The 18,818-nt window shown below is 72.1% G+C and carries 16 protein-coding genes, 1 tRNA gene and 1 pseudogene; 12 read left to right on the top strand and 6 right to left on the bottom strand.

Going from position 1 to position 18,818, the window contains the following annotated elements; genetic code table 11:
• Positions 1–15: 15 nt before the first annotated feature.
• Positions 16–2,763, bottom strand: coding sequence for a pyruvate dehydrogenase (acetyl-transferring), homodimeric type (gene aceE / locus V5O46_RS02220; protein ID WP_332882635.1), 2,748 nt, complete (start codon positions 2,761–2,763; stop codon positions 16–18).
• Positions 2,764–3,177: 414 nt separating this feature from the next.
• Here aceE and V5O46_RS02215 point away from each other — a divergent pair, with 414 nt between their 5' ends.
• The 6 genes from V5O46_RS02215 (at position 3,178) to V5O46_RS02190 (ending at position 7,791) form a co-directional block, all read left to right on the top strand.
• On the top strand, positions 3,178–3,612 hold the full coding sequence (locus tag V5O46_RS02215) for a DUF3052 domain-containing protein (protein WP_332882634.1): 435 nt from the start codon (positions 3,178–3,180) through the stop codon (positions 3,610–3,612).
• 140 nt (positions 3,613–3,752) lie between these two features.
• On the top strand, positions 3,753–4,211 hold the full coding sequence (locus V5O46_RS02210) for a peroxiredoxin (protein ID WP_332882633.1): 459 nt from the start codon (positions 3,753–3,755) through the stop codon (positions 4,209–4,211).
• A gap of 152 nt (positions 4,212–4,363) precedes the next feature.
• Entirely contained in the window at positions 4,364–4,939 is a 576-nt protein-coding gene (locus tag V5O46_RS02205) for a calcium homeostasis/redox stress adaptation protein (protein WP_332882632.1), read from the top strand.
• Between the two features lie 112 nt (positions 4,940–5,051).
• Positions 5,052–5,627 carry a TerD family protein gene (locus V5O46_RS02200; protein WP_332882631.1) on the top strand — a complete coding sequence of 192 codons (576 nt, stop codon included), beginning with the start codon at positions 5,052–5,054 and terminating at the stop codon, positions 5,625–5,627.
• Positions 5,628–5,702: 75 nt separating this feature from the next.
• Positions 5,703–6,848: a DUF475 domain-containing protein gene (locus V5O46_RS02195; protein WP_332882630.1), complete on the top strand. Its 1,146-nt coding sequence runs from the start codon at positions 5,703–5,705 to the stop codon at positions 6,846–6,848.
• 205 nt (positions 6,849–7,053) lie between these two features.
• Positions 7,054–7,791 carry a TerD family protein gene (locus V5O46_RS02190; protein WP_332882629.1) on the top strand — a complete coding sequence of 246 codons (738 nt, stop codon included), beginning with the start codon at positions 7,054–7,056 and terminating at the stop codon, positions 7,789–7,791.
• 46 nt (positions 7,792–7,837) lie between these two features.
• On the opposite strand, the gene V5O46_RS02185 is transcribed toward V5O46_RS02190, so the two are convergent.
• Positions 7,838–8,794: a TerD family protein gene (locus V5O46_RS02185; protein WP_332882628.1), complete on the bottom strand. Its 957-nt coding sequence runs from the start codon at positions 8,792–8,794 to the stop codon at positions 7,838–7,840.
• Positions 8,795–8,979: 185 nt separating this feature from the next.
• Here V5O46_RS02185 and V5O46_RS02180 point away from each other — a divergent pair, with 185 nt between their 5' ends.
• The 3 genes from V5O46_RS02180 (at position 8,980) to V5O46_RS02170 (ending at position 13,608) form a co-directional block, all read left to right on the top strand.
• A complete protein-coding gene (locus V5O46_RS02180; protein WP_332882627.1) occupies positions 8,980–10,146 on the top strand; it encodes an HpcH/HpaI aldolase/citrate lyase family protein in 1,167 nt (388 codons plus the stop codon).
• 115 nt (positions 10,147–10,261) lie between these two features.
• On the top strand, positions 10,262–12,799 hold the full coding sequence (locus tag V5O46_RS02175; protein WP_332882751.1) for a phosphoribosyltransferase: 2,538 nt from the start codon (positions 10,262–10,264) through the stop codon (positions 12,797–12,799).
• Complete coding sequence (locus V5O46_RS02170; protein ID WP_332882626.1) at positions 12,799–13,608, top strand: HAD family hydrolase; 810 nt, start codon at positions 12,799–12,801, stop codon at positions 13,606–13,608. The genes V5O46_RS02175 and V5O46_RS02170 overlap by 1 nt, the downstream gene beginning before the upstream one ends.
• Here V5O46_RS02170 and V5O46_RS02165 read toward each other — a convergent pair.
• From V5O46_RS02165 to V5O46_RS02150, 4 genes and pseudogenes are all read right to left on the bottom strand, one after another.
• Positions 13,529–14,289 (bottom strand): annotated as a pseudogene (locus tag V5O46_RS02165) (DedA family protein). The gene V5O46_RS02170 and the pseudogene V5O46_RS02165 overlap by 80 nt on opposite strands.
• A 111-nt stretch (positions 14,290–14,400) precedes the next feature.
• Entirely contained in the window at positions 14,401–14,622 is a 222-nt protein-coding gene (locus V5O46_RS02160) for an FmdB family zinc ribbon protein (RefSeq protein ID WP_332882625.1), read from the bottom strand.
• Between the two features lie 293 nt (positions 14,623–14,915).
• Positions 14,916–16,346, bottom strand: coding sequence for a hypothetical protein (locus V5O46_RS02155; protein WP_332882624.1), 1,431 nt, complete (start codon positions 16,344–16,346; stop codon positions 14,916–14,918).
• Between the two features lie 71 nt (positions 16,347–16,417).
• Entirely contained in the window at positions 16,418–17,239 is an 822-nt protein-coding gene (locus V5O46_RS02150; RefSeq protein ID WP_332882623.1) for a DUF4097 family beta strand repeat-containing protein, read from the bottom strand.
• Between the two features lie 211 nt (positions 17,240–17,450).
• Between V5O46_RS02150 and V5O46_RS02145 the strand changes: the two genes are divergently transcribed.
• From V5O46_RS02145 to V5O46_RS02135, 3 genes are all read left to right on the top strand, one after another.
• Positions 17,451–17,525: transfer RNA gene (locus tag V5O46_RS02145), tRNA-Val, on the top strand.
• 80 nt (positions 17,526–17,605) lie between these two features.
• Positions 17,606–18,022 (top strand): DUF6153 family protein, encoded by a 417-nt coding sequence (locus V5O46_RS02140; RefSeq protein WP_332882622.1) that lies wholly within the window; start codon positions 17,606–17,608, stop codon positions 18,020–18,022.
• A 77-nt stretch (positions 18,023–18,099) separates the two neighbouring features.
• On the top strand, positions 18,100–18,792 hold the full coding sequence (locus V5O46_RS02135) for a DUF305 domain-containing protein (RefSeq protein ID WP_332882621.1): 693 nt from the start codon (positions 18,100–18,102) through the stop codon (positions 18,790–18,792).
• Positions 18,793–18,818 lie beyond the last annotated feature (26 nt).

The raw sequence follows: 18,818 nt of genomic DNA, 5'->3' as shown, positions 1-18,818 counted from the left end.
CCGTCCGCCGTCGCCCTATGCGTCGCCTCCCGCGGCCCCGGGATCCGCCGCCGTGACGTCCAGCAGCTGGTACCGGTCCACGGCCTGCTTCAGCGCCGAACGGTCGACCTTGCCCTCGCGGGCCAGCTCGGTCAGGACCGCGACCACGATCGACTGCGCGTCGATGTGGAAGAACCGGCGGGCCGCTCCCCGGGTGTCGGCGAAGCCGAAGCCGTCGGCGCCGAGGGACTGGTAGCTGCCCGGCACCCAGCGCGCGATCTGGTCCGGAACCGAGCGCATCCAGTCGGACACCGCCACGAACGGCCCCTGCGCTCCGGACAGCTTCCGGGTCACGTACGGCACCCGCTGCTCCTCCTCCGGATGCAGCAGGTTGTGCTCCTCGCACTCCACCGCGTCGCGCCGCAGCTCGTTCCAGGAGGTCGCCGACCAGACGTCCGCCCGGACGTTCCACTCCTCGGCGAGGATCCGCTGGGCCTCGATCGCCCAGGGCAGCGCGACGCCGGACGCCATGATCTGCGCCGGGATCGAGCCCGCGGTGGCCTCGCCGACGCGGTGGATGCCCTTGAGGATGCCCTCCACGTCCACGTTCTCCGGCTCGGCCGGCTGCCGGATCGGCTCGTTGTAGACGGTGAGGTAGTAGAAGACGTCCTCGCCGTGCGGATGCCCGGGGGAGCCGCCGTACATCCGGCGCAGGCCGTCCTGGACGATGTAGGCGATCTCGAAGCCGTACGCCGGGTCGTAGGCGACGCACGCCGGGTTGGTGGAGGCCAGCAGCTGGGAGTGGCCGTCCGCGTGCTGCAGGCCCTCGCCGGTCAGGGTGGTGCGGCCGGCGGTCGCGCCGAGTACGAAACCGCGCGCCAGCTGGTCGGACATCTGCCAGAACTGGTCGCCGGTGCGCTGGAAGCCGAACATCGAGTAGAAGACGTACACCGGGATCAGCGGCTCGCCGTGGGTGGCGTACGCCGAGCCCGCCGCGATCAGCGAGGCCGTGCAGCCCGCCTCGGAGATGCCGTCGTGCAGCATCTGGCCGTTCGGGGACTCCTTGTAGGCCAGCAGGAGATCCCGGTCGACCGACTCGTACTGCTGACCGAGCGGATTGTAGATCTTCGCACTCGGGAAGAACGAGTCCATGCCGAAGGTGCGGTACTCGTCCGGCGCGATCAGTACGAAGCGCCTGCCGATCTCCTTGTCCCGCATGAGATCCTTGAGGAGTCGGACGAACGCCATGGTTGTGGCGATGGACTGCTGGCCCGAGCCCTTCTTCACAGTCGCGTACGTCTTGTCGTCCGGCAGGGCCAGCGGCGCCGAGCGCACCACCCGGGTCGGGACGTAGCCGCCGAGCGCCCTGCGCCGGTCGTGCATGTACTGCATCTCCTCGGTGTCCCGGCCGGGGTGGTAGTACGGCGGCGGGCCGGACTCCAGTTCCTTGTCGGAGATCGGGAGATGCAGCCGGTCGCGGAAGCCCTTGAGGTCGTCGACCGTCAGCTTCTTCATCTGATGGGTGGCGTTGCGGCCCTCGAAGTTCGGGCCCAGCGTCCAGCCCTTGACCGTCTTGGCCAGGATCACCGTCGGCTGGCCCTTGTGCTCCAGGGCCGCCTTGTACGCGGCGTAGATCTTCCGGTGGTCGTGGCCGCCGCGGCCCAGCATCAGGATCTGGTGGTCGGTCATGTGCTCGACCATCGCGCGCAGGCGGTGGTCGTCACCGAAGAAGTGGTCGCGGATGTAGGCGCCGGTCTCGGTCGCGTACGTCTGGTACTGGCCGTCGGGCGTGGTGTTCATGCGGTTGACCAGCACACCGTCGCGGTCCTGGGCGAGCAGCGGGTCCCAGGTGCGGTCCCACACCAGCTTGATCACATTCCAGCCGGCACCGCGGAAGACCGACTCCAGCTCCTGGATGATCTTGCCGTTGCCGCGCACCGGGCCGTCGAGCCGCTGCAGGTTGCAGTTGACCACGAAGGTCAGGTTGTCCAGCCCCTCGCGCGCGGCGATGGTGAGCTGGCCGAGCGACTCCGGCTCGTCCATCTCGCCGTCGCCGAGGAACGCCCACACATGCGACTTCGAGGTGTCGGCGATCCCGCGCGCGTGCATGTACCGGTTCATCCGCGCCTGGTAGATCGCGCCGATCGGGCCGAGGCCCATCGACACCGTGGGGAACTCCCAGAAGTCCGGCATCAGCCGCGGGTGCGGGTACGAGGACAGGCCGTTCGGGGCCTTCGACTTCTCCTGGCGGAAGCCGTCGAGGTGCTGCTGGTCGAGCCGGTCCAGCAGGTACGCGCGCGCGTAGATGCCCGGTGAGGCATGGCCCTGGAAGAAGACCTGGTCACCGCCGTCGCCCTCGTCCTTGCCCCGGAAGAAGTGGTTGAAGCCGACGTCGTAGAGGGACGCGGAGGAGGCGAAGGTGGCGATGTGGCCGCCGACGCCGATCCCGGGGCGCTGGGCGCGTGAGACCATCACGGCCGCGTTCCAGCGGGTGGCGTTGAGGATCTTCCGCTCGATCTCCTCGTTGCCGGGGAAGAACGGCTCGCTCTTGGTGGGGATGGTGTTCACGTAGTCCGTGCTGCGCATCTCGGGCACGGCCACGCGCTTCTCGCGGGCCCGCTCGATCAGCCGCAGCATCAGGTAGCGGGCCCGCTCCCGGCCGCGCTCGTCGACGGCGGCGTCGAGGGAGTCGAGCCACTCCTGGGTTTCCTCGGGGTCGAAGTCAGGAACCTGACTCGGCAGGCCGCCAATGATGATCGGGCTGCGATCGGATGCGGAAGCCACGCTGTTCCTTCACTGTCAGAGGGCCGTTGTTCCGTATTCTGCGCCTTTCTGCGCCGGACCACATCGTGTACCCGGCGCAGGCGCACGTCATCTCTGCTCCGGGGCGACCGGCTCTCCGTCCGGGGTCCGGGGCACGTTCATTCGGATCTCGTACCCACGGATGGTTCCCAATTACGCAAACGGGGCAGAAGGGTGTGGTGTACGTCACCTTCCACGGGGACGGCATGGCTGGAGTTGCGGCGACACGGCCCGGATCGTCACCGTTTCGGCGGTCCCGGCCGCCGGGTACTTGCGCGATCCGTCCCGCCCGTGTGGACTACGGCCAACGCTTCGCGCACGCGCGTGGCTGAGATTCCCCCAGGCCCGGACGGGCCCGGGGGGCACCCCGACCAAGACATGATCAGGAGGCAACCCGTGAGCGCGACCGCGGACCACGCGGAGGAGACGACCCTTGCCGGCAGGCTGGGGTTCCAGCCCGGGCAGGTGGTCCAGGAGATCGGCTACGACGACGACGTGGACCAGGAGTTCCGCGAGGCCATCGAGGCCGCCGCCGAGGGCGACCTGGTGGACGAGGACTACGACGACGTGGCCGACGCCGTTGTGCTGTGGTTCCGTGACGACGACGGCGACCTGACGGATGCGCTGGTGGATGCCATCACGTACGTCGAAGAGGGCGGCGCGATCCTGCTTCTCACGCCGAAGACCGGCCGTGACGGATACATCGAGCCCAGCGAGATCTCGGACGCCGCCAGGACGGCGGGGCTGACCGCAGCCAAGAGCGTCAGCATCGGCAAGGACTGGAGCGGCAGCCGGCTGGCGACGCCGAAGGCCGCCAAGTCCAAGCGGTGACCGGCCCCCGCCCCGCCGCGTGAGCGGACGGGCCGGCGGTGACCGCCGCCGGCCCGTCCGCCGGTCCGTCGCGGACGGCGTGCGACCCCCTGCGTAGGGTGTTCCCAGCGAACACACCCACCGAAGGGACGAACACGACGATGGCGATCCAGGTCGGCGACAAGGCCCCCGGCTTCGAGCTCAGGGACAACCACGGCGCCACCGTGCGGCTGTCCGACTTCCACGGCCGCAAGAACGTGGTGGTGCTGTTCTACCCGTTCGCCTTCACCGGTGTCTGCACCGGTGAGCTGTGCGAGGTGCGCGACAACCTGCCGCAGTTCTCCGACCGCGACACCCAGGTGCTCGCCGTCTCCAACGACTCCGTCCACACCCTGCGGGTCTTCGCCGAGCAGGAGGGCCTGGAATACCCGCTGCTCTCCGACTTCTGGCCGCACGGCGAGGTCTCGCGCGCCTACGGCGTCTTCGACGAGGACAAGGGCTGCGCCGTGCGCGGGACCTTCGTCATCGACAAGGAGGGCGTGGTGCGCTGGACCGTCGTCAACGGTCTGCCGGACGCCCGCGACCTCGGCGAGTACGTGAAGGCGCTCGACGCCCTGTGACGGCTCCGGTGACGGCGCCCGCCCGCTCGACACCCCGTTCTTTGTCGACCCAGGGCCTGCGAGCGGCGGGAACCCGTCACTAGGATCGACTCGTTGATCCGACATCCAATGCACGACGGGGCACCCCGCCCCTGGACACCAATGGAGGACTCGTGGGAGTCAGCCTCAGCAAGGGCGGCAACGTATCGCTGACCAAGGAGGCGCCGGGCCTGACCGCGGTCATCGTCGGTCTGGGGTGGGACGTGCGCACCACGACCGGCACCGACTTCGACCTCGACGCCAGCGCGCTGCTGCTGAACAACGCAAGCAAGGTCGCCAGCGACCAGCACTTCATCTTCTTCAACAACCTCAAGAGCCCGGACGGCTCGGTGGAGCACACCGGTGACAACCTCACCGGTGAGGGCGAGGGCGACGACGAGCAGATCAAGGTCGACCTGGCCGGCGTCCCGGCCGACGTCGAGAAGATCGTCTTCCCGGTCTCGATCTACGACGCCGAGAACCGCCAGCAGTCCTTCGGCCAGGTCCGCAACGCGTTCATCCGCGTGGTGAACCAGGCGGGCGGCGCCGAGATCGCCCGCTACGACCTGTCCGAGGACGCCTCCACGGAGACCGCCATGGTCTTCGGCGAGCTGTACCGGCACGGCGCGGAGTGGAAGTTCCGTGCCATCGGCCAGGGCTACGCCTCCGGCCTGCGCGGCATCGCGCAGGACTTCGGCGTGAACGTCTGATCGAGAATTCCGCTCGTCCGGCGCCGCACGGTTCACGTGCGGCGCCGGACGCGCACCACACCACACGGCCTCGCAGCGAGGCGGCACCACCACCCGGGGAGGGATCAGCAGGATGGGCGTCACGCTTGCCAAGGGGGGCAATGTCTCCCTGTCCAAGGCCGCGCCGAATCTCACGCAGGTGATGATCGGGCTCGGCTGGGACGCGCGCTCCACCACCGGAGCGCCCTTCGACCTCGACGCCAGTGCACTGGTGTGCAGCGACGGGCGGGTGATGGGGGACGAGTGGTTCGTCTTCTACAACCAGCTCTCCAGCCCGGACGGCTCCGTCCAGCACACCGGGGACAACCTCACCGGCGAGGGCGACGGCGACGACGAGTCGCTGCTGATCGACCTCTCCAAGGTGCCCGTCCGGTGCGACAAGATCGTCTTCCCGGTCTCCATCCACATGGCGGACGAGCGCGGCCAGACCTTCGGCCAGGTCAGCAACGCGTTCATCCGCGTCGTCAACCAGGCCGACGGCCAGGAGCTCGCCCGCTACGACCTGAGCGAGGACGCCTCCACCGAAACCGCGATGATCTTCGGTGAGGTCTACCGCTACCAGGGCGAATGGAAGTTCCGGGCCGTGGGGCAGGGGTACGCGTCGGGGCTTCGCGGCATCGCTCTAGACTTCGGGGTCAATGTTTCGTAAAGCCGGGTACGGCGGCGGGGGAGGCCCTTCCCGGGCCCTGCTCGGGCGGGACCTTCATCAAGGATTGGGTAGCCAGTGGTTCTGAAAACCTTCGGCTGGTCGTTCGCGGTCACCGCGCTCGGCCTGGTGGCGGCGGTCTTCTACGGGGGGTGGACCGCCTTCGGTATCGTGGCGATCCTCTGCGTCCTCGAGATCTCGCTGTCCTTCGACAACGCGGTGGTCAACGCCGGAATCCTGAAGAAGATGAATGCCTTCTGGCAGAAGATCTTCCTCACGATCGGCATCCTGATCGCCGTCTTCGGTATGCGGCTGGTCTTCCCGGTCGTGATCGTGGCCGTGAGCGCCCAGCTGGGGCCGATCGAGGCCGTCGATCTCGCCCTCACCGACAAGGACCGCTACCAGGAGCTGGTGACCGACGCCCATCCGTCGATCGCCGCCTTCGGTGGCATGTTCCTGCTGATGATCTTCCTGGACTTCGTCTTCGAGGACCGGGAGATCAAGTGGCTCGGCTGGCTGGAGCGCCCGCTGGCCAAGCTCGGCAAGGTCGACATGCTGTCCGTCTGCATCGCCCTGATCGTGCTGCTCGTCTCCGCGATGACCTTCGGCGCCCACGCCCACCAGCACGGAGGCACTCACGCCGACAAGGCCGAGACGGTGCTGCTGTCCGGAATCGCCGGTCTCATCACATACATGATCGTCGGTGGTCTCTCCGGATTCTTCGAGGACAGGCTCGAGGAAGAGGAGGAGCGCGAGCACGAGGCCGAGGAGAAGGCGGCACGCGAGGGCAAGCCCAAGTCGGCGGTGCTGCTGGCCGGCAAGGCCGCGTTCTTCATGTTCCTCTACCTCGAGGTCCTGGACGCGTCCTTCTCCTTCGACGGCGTGATCGGCGCCTTCGCCATCACCAACGACATCGTCCTGATGGCCCTCGGCCTGGGCGTCGGGGCCATGTACGTCCGGTCGATCACCGTCTACCTGGTCCGCCAGGGCACCCTCGACGACTACGTCTTCCTCGAGCACGGCGCGCACTACGCGATCGGTGCGCTCGCCATGATCCTGCTCATCACCATCCAGTACGAGATCAACGAGATCATCACCGGCCTGATCGGTGTGGTCCTCATCGGTGCCTCCTTCTGGTCCTCCGTGCGCCGCAACCGCGCGCTCGCCGCGCCCCAGGGGGGAGCGGGCTCCAGCGAGAGGACGGAAGTCTCCTCCGGGGTGTGAAACACCCGCAGCCCCGGGCCCCGTTCGACCCCGGTGCGCCCGCACCGCCGGTGTGAACGGGGCCCGGCGGAGGAACGCTCTGAGCGGGGCGGCCGTCGAGGACCACTCCTCGGCGCCGCCCCGTCGGCATGGCCGTGCCGTACGGGACCGTGCCGGTGCATGACGGCGACGGCGAACGTGGTGGCGTGGCGACCTGGGGGCGGGAATGGGATTCTTGGACGGACTGTGGCGGGGCCGCGAGAGCGAGTTCGACTCGGGCAGCGCGGCGACCAACACGATCGAGCTGACCAAACGGCACGCCCAGGTCTCCCTGACCAAGCAGGGCGCGGCCACCGGCCATCTGCGCATCAACCTCGCCTGGCGGATGCGCACCTCCGACATCACCGGCTCACAGCGGCAGAGCCTGCTGCGCCACCCCTTGAAGGCGCTCAGGCCGCCGGAGGTGATCGGGCACAGCCAGAGCATGGTCAACGTGGACCTCGACCTCGGCTGCCTCTACGAGCTCCAGGACGGCACCAAGGGCGTGGTCCAGCCCCTCGGCGGCTACTTCGGCGACGTCAACGCCCCGCCCTACGTCAAGCTCAGCGGCGACGACCGGTTCGGCTCGGCCTCCGGCGAGACCATATACGTCAACCTCGACCAGCGGGACGCGATCAAGCGGCTGCTGGTCTTCGCGTACATCTACGACCAGACGCCCGCCTTCGACCGCACGCACGCCGTCGTCACGCTGTACCCGAGCAACGGCCCGCGGATCGAGATCGGCCTCGACGAGCGTCATCCGCAGGCGCGGTCCTGTGCCGTGGTGCTGATCGAGAACGTCAAGGGGGAGATGCTCGTCCGCCGCGAGGTGAAGTTCGTCTACGGCTTCCAGGGCGAGCTGGACCGGCTCTACGGCTGGGGCCTGCAGTGGGGCCGGGGCTACAAGGCCAAGGCCGAGCGCTGATCCGCGCCTCCCGGGCCCGGGAAGTGCCCGGGAAGCTCCGGGGCGCCTACCGGCCGATGAACTGCGGGCCCTGCGGCGGCAGCCGGAATTCCGGGTCCGGTTCCGGAACGGCACCCGGCGGGTAGCCGTAACCGGCGGCGGCCGGGGCGGCCGGGGCCGCGGGTGCCTGCGGGTATCCGTAGGCCGGCTGGGTCGCCGCGGCCGGCGGATAGCCGTACCCCGGCTGGGAGGGCACCCCGCCGGGCTGTTCGGGTGGCAGCGGGGCCGACACCTCCGGCACGGGGGCGACGGGTACCGACGGCGCCGCGGCGGGCTGTGGAGGCGCGGCCTGCGACGGCCGGTCCTGCGACGGCCGGTCCTGCGACGGCCGGTCCTGCGACGGCGCGCCCTGCGGGGACGCGGCCGTAGGCGGCGCGGGCTGTGACGGCCCGGGTGCCGGAGCCGCCTCATCCGCCTCCTCCGACTCGTCCACCGAGATGCCGAAGTCGGTCGCGAGGCCCTTCAGCCCGTTCGCATAGCCCTCGCCCAGCGCCCGGAACTTCCAGCGCTCACCGCGCCGGTACAGCTCCCCGCAGATCAGCGCCGTCTCCTCGCCCGTCTCCGGCCTGATGTCGAAGTACGCCAGCGGCTCGCCGCCCGGGTCCGCCGCGTCGTGCAGCAGGATCCGCAGGTCCCGGACCCGGTCGAAGGTGACGCCGTCCGCCGAGGCGACCAGCAGGATCCGGCCGACCTCCGGGGCGACCCCGGAAAGGTCTGTCTGGATCGTGTCGGTCACTCCGTCGGCGCTGCGCTTCTGGCCGAGCCGCCAGACCTTCCCGGAGGGATGCCGGGGCTGGTTGTAGAAGACGAAGTCCTCGTCGGAGCGCACGCGGCCCTCGGGGCCCAGCAGCAGCGCGGAGGCGTCCACGACCGGGACCCCCTGCCCGGGCGCCCAGCGCAGTACAGCGCGTACCGTGGTGGCTTCCAGCGGGATGTTCGACCCCTTCAGCATCGCGTGCGTCATGCCCGTCATCCTGCCCTCTCGGTCCTGGTCACGACAACGCGGGGCGCTGGGGTGGTGGCCGCCTCCATCGGCGGGTTACCTGGAATTCATGCCCGGCGGGAACCCCGGACACGGATACCTACGTACTATTACCGGCCACCTTCGGACGGTTCCCAGGTCACCCAGACACCTACGGGGGAGTTCATATGCGTCATTTCGGGCACATCGCCCCCGAGGTGCGGAAGCGTCTCTTCCACCGGGAACCCGCGACCTTCACCGCGGACTCCCCGGCCCGGCTGCTGTCCGCGGCGCTGGGCGCCACCCTCTACAGTCCGGCCACCCGCCCGCGGCTCGCCGACGACATCCTCAAGCAGGCCGCCTGCGGTGTCGTGTCCATGGTGCTGTGCCTCGAGGACTCGATCGACGACGCCGACGTGCCGGACGCCGAGGAGAACCTGGTCCGCCGGCTCGCCGAGCTGGCCGCCCGCCCCGGCGCCGACCTCCCGCTGCTGTTCGTCCGGGTCCGCACCCCCGAGCAGATCCCCGACCTCGTCGGCCGCCTCGGCCCGGCCGTCCGGCTGCTCTCCGGATTCGTACTGCCCAAGTTCACCGAGGAACGCGGCATGCCGTTCCTGGAGGCCCTCTCCGCCGCCGAGACGGCAGGCGGGCGCCGGCTGTTCGCCATGCCGGTGCTGGAGTCGCCCGACCTGCTGTACCGCGAGTCCCGGGTGCAGACCCTGGAGGGCATCTTCCGCGCCGTCGACAAGTACCGCGACCGCGTGCTGGCCCTGCGCCTCGGCGTGACCGACTTCTGCTCCTCCTACGGTCTGCGCCGGGCCCCCGACATGACCGCCTACGACGTCCAGGTCGTCGCCTCCGTGATCGCCGACGTGGTGAACATGCTGGGCAGGGCGGACGGCACCGGCTTCACCGTCACCGGGCCCGTGTGGGAGTACTTCCGGGTCCAGGAGCGCATGTTCAAGCCACAGCTGCGGCAGAGCCCGTTCCTCCAGGTGCAGGCCGCCGAGCTGCGCGAGAAGCTGATCGAACACTCCATGGACGGCCTGCTCCGGGAGATCTCCCTGGACCACGCCAACGGCCTGCTCGGCAAGACCTGCATCCACCCCTCCCACGTGCTGCCGGTCCACGCACTGTCCGTGGTCAGCCACGAGGAGTTCAGCGACGCCCGGGACATCCTCCGGCCGGAACGCGACGGCGGCGGTGTCCTCAGATCGGCGTACACGAACAAGATGAACGAGGTGAAGCCGCACCGAGCCTGGGCCGAGCGGACGCTGCAGCGCGCCGAGGCCTTCGGTGTGGCCCACGAGGACATCGGCTTCGTGGAGCTGCTCGCCGCCGGCCTGCAGGACTGAACCGCAGACACCGCACCGACACGCAGGCGACATCCGCAGGCACCGACGCAGGGAACAGATGAAGCACCGACCGGACGGCACAGGGACGACCATGGAGAGCGGGAGGTACGAGCAGATGGACGAGGGCGCACGCGCCGAGACCCCGGCCGGAGTCTGGTCCGGCAGCTGGGTCGCCGAGCGGCTCGGCGTCGAGCTGGACGGCGACGACCGGCTCCCCGGCCTGCTGGGGCTCGCCCTGCGCCGCAACCCCAAGCGCGCCCACCTCCTCGTCTCCCACGTACTGGGCAAACACATCCCCCAGTCGCCCTCCGTCGTCCACGGCCACGGCCTGGCCCTCGGCCGGCGGGTCCGCGATCTGCTGGGCCCGGTCGAGGCCGCCCGCGCCGTCGTCCTCGGCTACGCGGAGACCGCCACCGGCCTCGGCCACTCGGTCGCCGACGGCCTCGGCCAGGCTCCCTACCTGCACTCCACCCGCCGCCCGGTGCCCGGCGTGGCCCGCGCGGGCGGCTTCGAGGAGTCCCACTCGCACGCCACCTCCCACCTGCTGCTGCCCGAGGACCCGCGGCTGCTCGCGGGCGAGGGCCCGCTGGTCCTGGTCGACGACGAGTTCTCCACCGGCAACACGGTGCTCAACACCGTCCGCGCCCTGCACGAGCGCTACCCCCGCCGCCGCTACGTGGTCGTCGCCCTGGTCGACATGCGCTCGCCCGCCGACGCCGGACGGCTGGAGGAGTTCGCCCGGGAGATCGGTGCCCGCGTCGACCTGGTGACCACCGCCGCGGGCACCGTCAGGCTGCCGGACGGCGTGCTGGAGAAGGGGCAGCGGCTCGTCGCCGAGCACGAGAGCGCCCCCGTGGCTGCCGCCGCCCCGGCCGGCGCGGGCCCGGCCCGCCGCGTCGACCTGCGCTGGCCGCACGGGCTGCCCGACGGCGGCCGGCACGGCTTCACCGCCGCCCACCGGGCCCGGCTGGAGGACGCCCTGCCGGCGATGGGCGCGCGGCTCGCCGAGGCGCTGCCCGCCGGCGCCCGCCGCGTCCTCGTCCTCGGCTGCGAGGAGCTGATGTACACCCCGCTGCGCCTGGCCTGCGAGCTGGAGCGGACCACCGGCGTCGCGGTGCGCTACTCCACCACCACCCGCTCGCCGGTCCTCGCCGTCGACGACCCCGGCTACGCGATCCGCACCCGCCTGCTCTTCCCCGCCCACGACGACCCCGCCGACGGCCCGGGCGACCGCTACGCCTACAACGTCGCCGGGGGCGGCTTCGACACCGTCGTCGCCGTCGTCGACTCGGCCGCGGACACTCCCGCGCTGCACGCCCCGGGCGGCCTGCTGGAGCGGCTCGCCGCCCATGTCCCGCAGGTCCTGCTCGCGGTCGTCCCGTCGTACGTCCCCGCGGCCGTCGCCGCACCCGTCGCCGAGCCGGTCGCCGCACCCGTCGCCGAGCCCGGCTCCTCGTACGGCCCCACCGCACCGACCGCCCCCGAAAGGCCCGCCATGCTGCCCGAGCCCCTCCGCGGCCCCGCCTTCTCCTCGTACGCCCCGGACGAGGTCGGCTGGCTGCTGCAGGACCTCTCGGAGGTGACGCTGGAGGCCCCGACCGAGGAACGCGAGGAGGCGATCCAGAGCGGCGGCGCCCACTACGCGGAGTCCCTGCCGGTGGAGTACCAGCCCAGCGAGGAGTACCAGCGGCTGTTCCACTCGGCGCTGGAGGCGTCCGCGGCCCGGCTCGCGCGGGCCGTCGGCACCGTCACCGAGATCGTCCTCGCCGAGCGCTCCCCGCGGCCGGTGCTGGTCTCGCTGGCCCGCGCGGGCACCCCGGTCGGCATCCTGATGCGCCGCTGGGCCCAGCACCGGCACGGCCTGGACCTGCCGCACTACGCGGTGTCCATCGTGCGCGGGCGCGGAATCGACGCCAACGCGCTGCGCTGGCTGGCGGCCCACCACGACCCCGCCGACGTGGTCTTCGTCGACGGCTGGACCGGCAAGGGCGCCATCACCCGCGAACTCTCCGCCGCCCTGGACGACTTCGCCGGCTCCGACGGCGTCACCGGCTTCGACCCGGAGATCGCGGTGCTGGCCGACCCCGGCTCCTGCGTCCGCACCTACGGCACCCGCGACGACTTCCTCATCCCCTCCGCCTGCCTCAACTCCACCGTCTCCGGGCTGATATCGCGCACCGTGCTCCGCGCCGACCTGGTCGGCCCGCACGACTTCCACGGCGCGAAGTTCTACCGCGAGCTCGCCCCCGCCGACCTGTCCCCGGCCTTCCTCGACGCGGTCTCCGCCCGCTTCACCGACGTCGCGGACGCCGCGGACGCCCGGGCCGAGGAACTGCTGGCCGCCGACCGCACCCCCACCTGGGCGGGCTGGGCGGCCGTGGAGCGGATCAGCGCCGAGTACGGCATCGAGAACATCAACCTCGTCAAGCCCGGCGTCGGCGAGACCACCCGGGTCCTGCTGCGCCGGGTGCCCTGGAAGGTGCTCGCCCGCTCCGGCGCCGGACCCGACCTGGACCACGTCCGACTGCTCGCCGAGCAGCGCGGCGTGCCGGTGGAGGAGGTCACCGACCTGCCCTACACCTGCGTCGGGCTGATCCACCCTCAGTACACGCGCGGGGCGACCGGCGCCGACGGCAGGGCGGTGACGGTCTGATGCCGGTGCTCGTCGCGAGCGACCTCGACCGCACGCTCATCTACTCCGCCGCGGCACTGGCGCTGACCATGCCCGACCTCCGGGCACCCAGGCTGCTGTGCGTGGAGATCTACGAGGGCCGGCCGCTGTCGTACCTGACGGAGACGGCCGCCGGGCTGCTCACCGACCTCGGCGACCGGGCCCTGTTCATGCCGGTCACGACCCGTACCCGCAAGCAGTACCAGCGCATCAACCTGCCGGGCCCGCCGCCGCGGTACGCGATCTGCGCCAACGGCGGGCATCTGCTCGTCGACGGCGTCTCCGACCCCGGCTGGCACGCCGGTGTCACCGCGCGGCTGGCCGACGAGTGCGCCCCGCTCGGCGAGGTGCAGGAGCATCTGCTGCGCACCGCCGACCCGGTCTGGGTGCGCAAGCACCGCACCGCAGAGGACCTCTTCGCCTACCTCGTCGTGGAGCGTGAGCTGCTGCCCGGAGACTGGGTGAAGGACCTCGCGGTGTGGGCCGAGAACCGCGGCTGGACCGTCTCCCTGCAGGGCCGCAAGATCTACGCCGTCCCCAAGCCGCTCACCAAGAGCGCGGCCGTCCGCGAGGTCGCCCGCCGTACCGGCGCCGAGCTCACCCTCGCCGCCGGCGACTCGCTGCTCGACGCCGACCTGCTGCTGGCCGCGGACCGGGGCTGGCGCCCGGGCCACGGCGAGCTCGCCGACGCCGGCTGGACGGCGCCGGCGGTCAGCGCGCTGCCCGAGCGGGGGGTACTGGCCGGGGAGCGGATCCTGCGGGAGTTCCTGCGGGCGGCACGGGAGCGGTGATCTCCGCGCTCGCCTCGGCGGCCGGGCGCGGACGCGGGCGTGCGCCCGGTGCACGTCCGCCGCGGCGGCGCCGCCCGGCCCTGGGCGCATCAGCCGTACGCCGGCGAAGGCGAGCACGGCGAGCGCCGCACCGGCCAGCACGACCTTGGAGTAGGCGGACGCCAGGTCGGTGACCCGGGTCCAGTTGTCGCCGAGGAGGTGGCCGGCGAGCACGAACACCGTGTTCCAGATCGCGCTGCCCAGGGTGGTCAGGGTGGGGAAGACCGGCAGCGGCATCCGCTGTACCCCGGCCGGCACGGAGATCATGCTGCGGAAGATCGGGATCATCCGGCCGAAGAACACCGCCTTGGTGCCGTGCCGGAGGAACCACGCCTCGGTCTTCTCGATGTCGGCGACCTTCACCAGCGGCAGTCGCGCCGCGACCGCCACCGTGCGATCCCGGCCGAGCAGCGCCCCCACCCCGTACAGGGCGAGCGCGCCGACCACCGAGCCCGCCGCCGTCCACAGCAGCACGGCGAACAGGTCCATCCGACCGGAGCCGGCCGCGAACCCGGCGAGCGGCAGGATCACCTCGCTGGGCAGGGGCGGGAACAGGTTCTCCAGGGCGATGGCGATCCCGGCACCGGGCGCGCCGAGCGTGGCCATGAGGTCGTTGATCCACTGCGGTCCGCCGGCTGTCATGCGGGCAGGCTAGGAAACCGCACCTGAGGGGAACCTGAGGACGCCGACGGCGTCGACGACGCAGAGGACGCCGACTACCCAGAGGACGCCGCCCGGGGCCGGCCTGGCGGGTCAGCCGCAGCAGCCGCCACCGCAGCAGCCGCCACCGCCGCCCGACGGGGGAGCCGGGGCCGCCGGGGCGGCGGAGGTGCCGCCGACGGCGACCGTCGACAGCAGCTTGACCGTGTCGTCATGGCCCGCCGGGCAGGGGGCGGGGGCGGCGGACTCCGCCATGGGACGGCTCAGTTCGAAGGTGTCGCCGCAGCTCCGGCAGCGGTACTCGTAACGAGGCATGCGCACAGGTTAACCGGCGCCCGCCCCCCTCCGGGGGAAACCGGTGCGCCCCGGGCCGGAGCCCGTCCGGGCGCACGCCGGGCCCTGCCCGGCGCTTGCCCTGTGCGCGGCGCCCACTCGGCCCGGCGGTCGGTATCCGGTGCCCCGCATCGGTACCCGGCGCGCCCGTGCCCCGCGTCGGTACCCGGGGTTCCAGCATCCCGTGCCGGTGCCCGGTACCGGGCTCGCCGGTGCCCGACTACCCGGTGCCCCGCACCTGGCGCGGCGCCGGGTGTGCGGCGCTGAGGTTGGGCTCAGTGCCCGCCGCCGCGCTCCTCGCGGATCTGGGCGACCACGCGGGACACCGTCCGCCGGACCGCCTCCGTCTCGGTCAGGAAGTGCCAGTAGTCGGGGTGCCGGCCCTCGAGCGTGGTGATCGCCCGCTCCAGCCTTGCCACCGCTTCGTCCAGCGGGCGGGCGTGCCGCGGGTCGGGGGTGTGCCGCCCGGCCATCGCCAGTCGCTGGGCGTCGCGGATGGCGAACCGGGTCCGCTCGATCTCCGCCTGCGGGTCCTTCTGCACGGCGTTCAGCTGCCGCAGCCGGTCGCCGGCGGCCGACACCGCCTCGTCGGTGGAGTTCAGCAGGGCCCGTACGGTCGACAGCAGCGCGGTCGCGTCGGGCCAGCGCTGGGCGTCCCGCGCGGCCTGGGCCTCCGCGAGCTTCCGCTCGGCCTGCCGGACGGTCTCGGCGGCCTGGTCCGGCACCTGCTGCAGGTCCTGCCAGCAGGCGGCGGTGAAGCGCCGGCGCAGCTCGCTGAGGACCGGGTCGACCTGGCCGGCCCGGGTGGTCAGGGCCTGGGCGCGGGTACGCAGCGAGACCAGCCGGGTGTCGATCTCCGCGGCGCGCTCGGGCAGCCGATCGGCTTCCGCGCGGACCGCCTCGGCCTCCCGGGTCACCCGTTCGGCACGCTCCAGGGTCTGCGGCACGCCGTGCCGGCCGGCGCCCTCGTTCAGCCGGGTCAGCTCCGGTCCCAGGGCGGCGAGCCGGGCGGCGAGGTCGTCCGCCCGCAGCCCCGAACCCCGCACGGCGTCCAGGGCGTTGGAGGCGGCCAGCAGGGACTGCCGGGCCCGCTCGACCGCTGGCGCCAGCCGGGCCAGCTGGGTCTCGGCCTTGCCGAGCAGCGGGCCCAGCCCCTCGCCGAACCGGTCGAGGTCCCGCTTGACCCGGCCGAGTTCGTCCTTGGCGGCGGTCAGCTCGCTCCGGGCCCGCGCCGCGGCGGACGCCTCCAGGTCGTCCCGGTCCAGGTCATGGGCGTCGACGGTGCTGATGTAGCGGTGGCTGACCTCGTCGATGCGCCGGCCGAGCTCCTCGAAGTCGGCGACCGCGCGCCGGGCGGCGGGGGAGTCGTCCACGGCCATGATCGTCTCGATGGAGATCCGCAGATCGCGCTGGGCCGTGTCCAGCTCGTAGAAGGCCGCCGCCGCGTCGTCCTTGGCGGCCTGGGCCTGCGCCCGCTGGCCCTCGGCCCGCCCGCCGAACCAGCGCCGGGTGCCGCCGCCGGCGAACGCGGCGGGCAGTGCCAGTACGGCGATCAGCGGCAGCCCGGCGAGCACGAGCAGGTCACCGACCGCACCGGTCCGGCGACGGCCGTGCCCGGTGTGCCGCCGCCGGGTGCGGTGCTGCGGCGGGGGAGGCGCGCACGGCACCATCGGCGGCGGTTCCGGCTGCGATGGTGTCGCCGTCACATCCCTCTCCCGTGTCGTCCGCCCTGCCCGGGTTCATTCTCCCACCCGTTAGGGACGAACACACGGGTCGATCAGTTCGCTGTTCGAACGGTGACTTTGCCGTCGCCCGTCCGGGCGTCGACCACATGGGAGCTAGTGTCGTCCCGGGGCACCGAGACGTCCACCGAGCCGTCGCCGGTCCTCGTCGTCACCCGGTAGGCGGCGCGGGGCAGTTCGACGGTCACGGAGCCGTCGCCGCTGCGGGACTCCACCCGGTCGGGCACCGCGTCGAGGCGCAGCCGGACCGATCCGTCACCGGTGTGCGCCGTCACCCGGCGCGAGGAGACCTCCGCGCGCACGGAGCCGTCGGCACTGCGCAGCTCCAGCGGACCGCTGGAGTCGGTGACGCGGACGGAGCCGTCCTCGGTCCGGATGCTCAGCGCGTCCCGGAACCCCTGCGCCCGGACCCGGCCGTCCTCGTTCTCCACCTTCACGGCGATCCCGCGCGGCACCTCCACGCGGTGCCTGGCCGCGCAGTCGGCGATGAACCCCGAGCAGTGCACCCCGAGCGTCAGCCGGTCGCCCGCCATCTTCCAGCTCACCCGGGGCTCGTCACCGAGCGCGACCGAGCCCTTGAACCACCGGGTGACCTCGATCCGGCCGGGGTTCTCGCTGTCCACGGCGACGATCTCCAGCTCCGAGTCGTCGGAGTCGACCGTGAGCGTGCGGCCCTCCAGCGGGAAGGACCGGTGCTCGGGGTCCTTGTCCTCGGAGGCGGAGGAGCAGGCGCTCAGCCCCGCGACGAGGGCGACGACGGCGCCGGCGGCGGCGAGCGCGCGTGCGGGCCCGGGAACGGCGCTGGTGGGACGAGCGCGGGTACCGGTTCCGGGACGGGTACGGCTCTGGGCGGTCATGGTGGTCTCCCCCTGGTTCGGACGACTCCTCGACCGTAGGGAGCGGGCCGCGCCGACGGGATCCGGGACGCTCCCGGATCCGGGGTGGGGTTTTCCCCCGGAAGTTCCCCCGGAAGTTCGCCCGGAAGCGCCGTCGGGGGCGGGGGAGCGGGGCCCGGACAACAGGTTTGCGGGGCACCGGCCCCGGCAATGTAGGCTGTCGACTCGTCCTGGGTGCGTAGCTCAGGGGTAGAGCGCCTGCCTTACAAGCAGGATGTCGGCGGTTCGAAACCGTCCGCGCCCACCAGGACCGACGGCGTACGTCGGTGAAGAGGCCCCCGGGTGTCCTGCCCGGGGGCCTCTCGCACGGGTCCGTAGGATGGGCCCGTGATCAGCCCCGGACAGCGCGACGGCCGGCCGCAGGTGCGGTGGCGGCGTGCGATCTGCGTGCTGGGGCTGCTGGCCGGACTGCTGGCGATGCACGGGCTCGCCCCCGGCGGGGGCCTTCCGAACGCCTCCCGTCCGGACACCCACGGCCGCGGCCATGGTCACCGCGTCCCGACGGCCGTGACCGCACACCAGTCCGCGTGCGCCGAGGACGGTCACGGCGGCGGGCACCTCAGGCATGCGGACGGGACCTGTGCGTCCGGGGCGGTGAGCGGTGGACCGGCGCTGCCCGCGCTCGTGCCCGACCCGGTCGCCGCCGTCGCGGGTGCCGAGGACGTACGCGCGCATGCTGCCGAGGCTCCCGGCGGTGCCCGTGCGCCGCCCTCCCTGTCGGAACTCCAGCTGCTGCGGATATAGGCACCGCCGCTCACCGCGCCCGTGCGGCGCGGTGTTCCGGCCTGTCGAAAATCCCCTTCCTCAGCAGGAGTTCACAGATGACCCGCATGACCCGTCCGTCGACCCGACCGTCGATTCGTCCGTTCGCGCACCGCGCCGCCCTGGTCACGGCGGCGGCCACTGCCGCGCTGCTCCTCGCCGCCTGCGGCGGCGGGGCCGACACCGACCGCGGCGCAGAGGCCTCCCCGGGGGCCGGGGCGACGGCGTCCACCGGGGCCGCGGCCCCGGACGCGGCGCACAACGCCCAGGACGTCGCTTTCGCGCAGGGCATGATCCCGCACCACCGCCAGGCACTGGAGATGGCGCGCCTGGTCGCCGACCGGTCGGCCTCGGCGGAGGTGAAGGACCTCGGCACCCGTATCGAGCAGGCGCAGGCTCCGGAGATCCGCACCATGACCGGCTGGCTGACGTCCTGGGGCGAGGAGGTGCCGGAGCCGGCCGACACCGCGTCCGGCACGGACCACTCGGAGCACACCGCGATGCCCGGGATGATGGATGCCGAGGACATGGCAGCGCTGGGGAAGGCGTCGGGTGCCGCCTTCGACCGGCTGTTCCTGACTCTGATGGTCGAACACCACGAGGGCGCCGTCGAGATGGCGACGGCGGAGCGTGAGAAGGGCCGCTTCGGGCCCGCCAGGAAGATGGCGGAGTCCGTCGTCACCGCGCAGAGCGCCGAGATCGCCGAGATGAACCGGCTCCTCGGGAGCGGCAGCGGAGACACCAGCGGCTGAGGCGCCGCCCCCTCACCGGCCCCGCT

This window comes from Streptomyces poriticola (assembly GCF_036689765.1).
GTDB lineage: Bacteria > Actinomycetota > Actinomycetes > Streptomycetales > Streptomycetaceae > Streptomyces > Streptomyces poriticola.
This window is presented reverse-complemented; position numbering and strand designations above follow the sequence as displayed.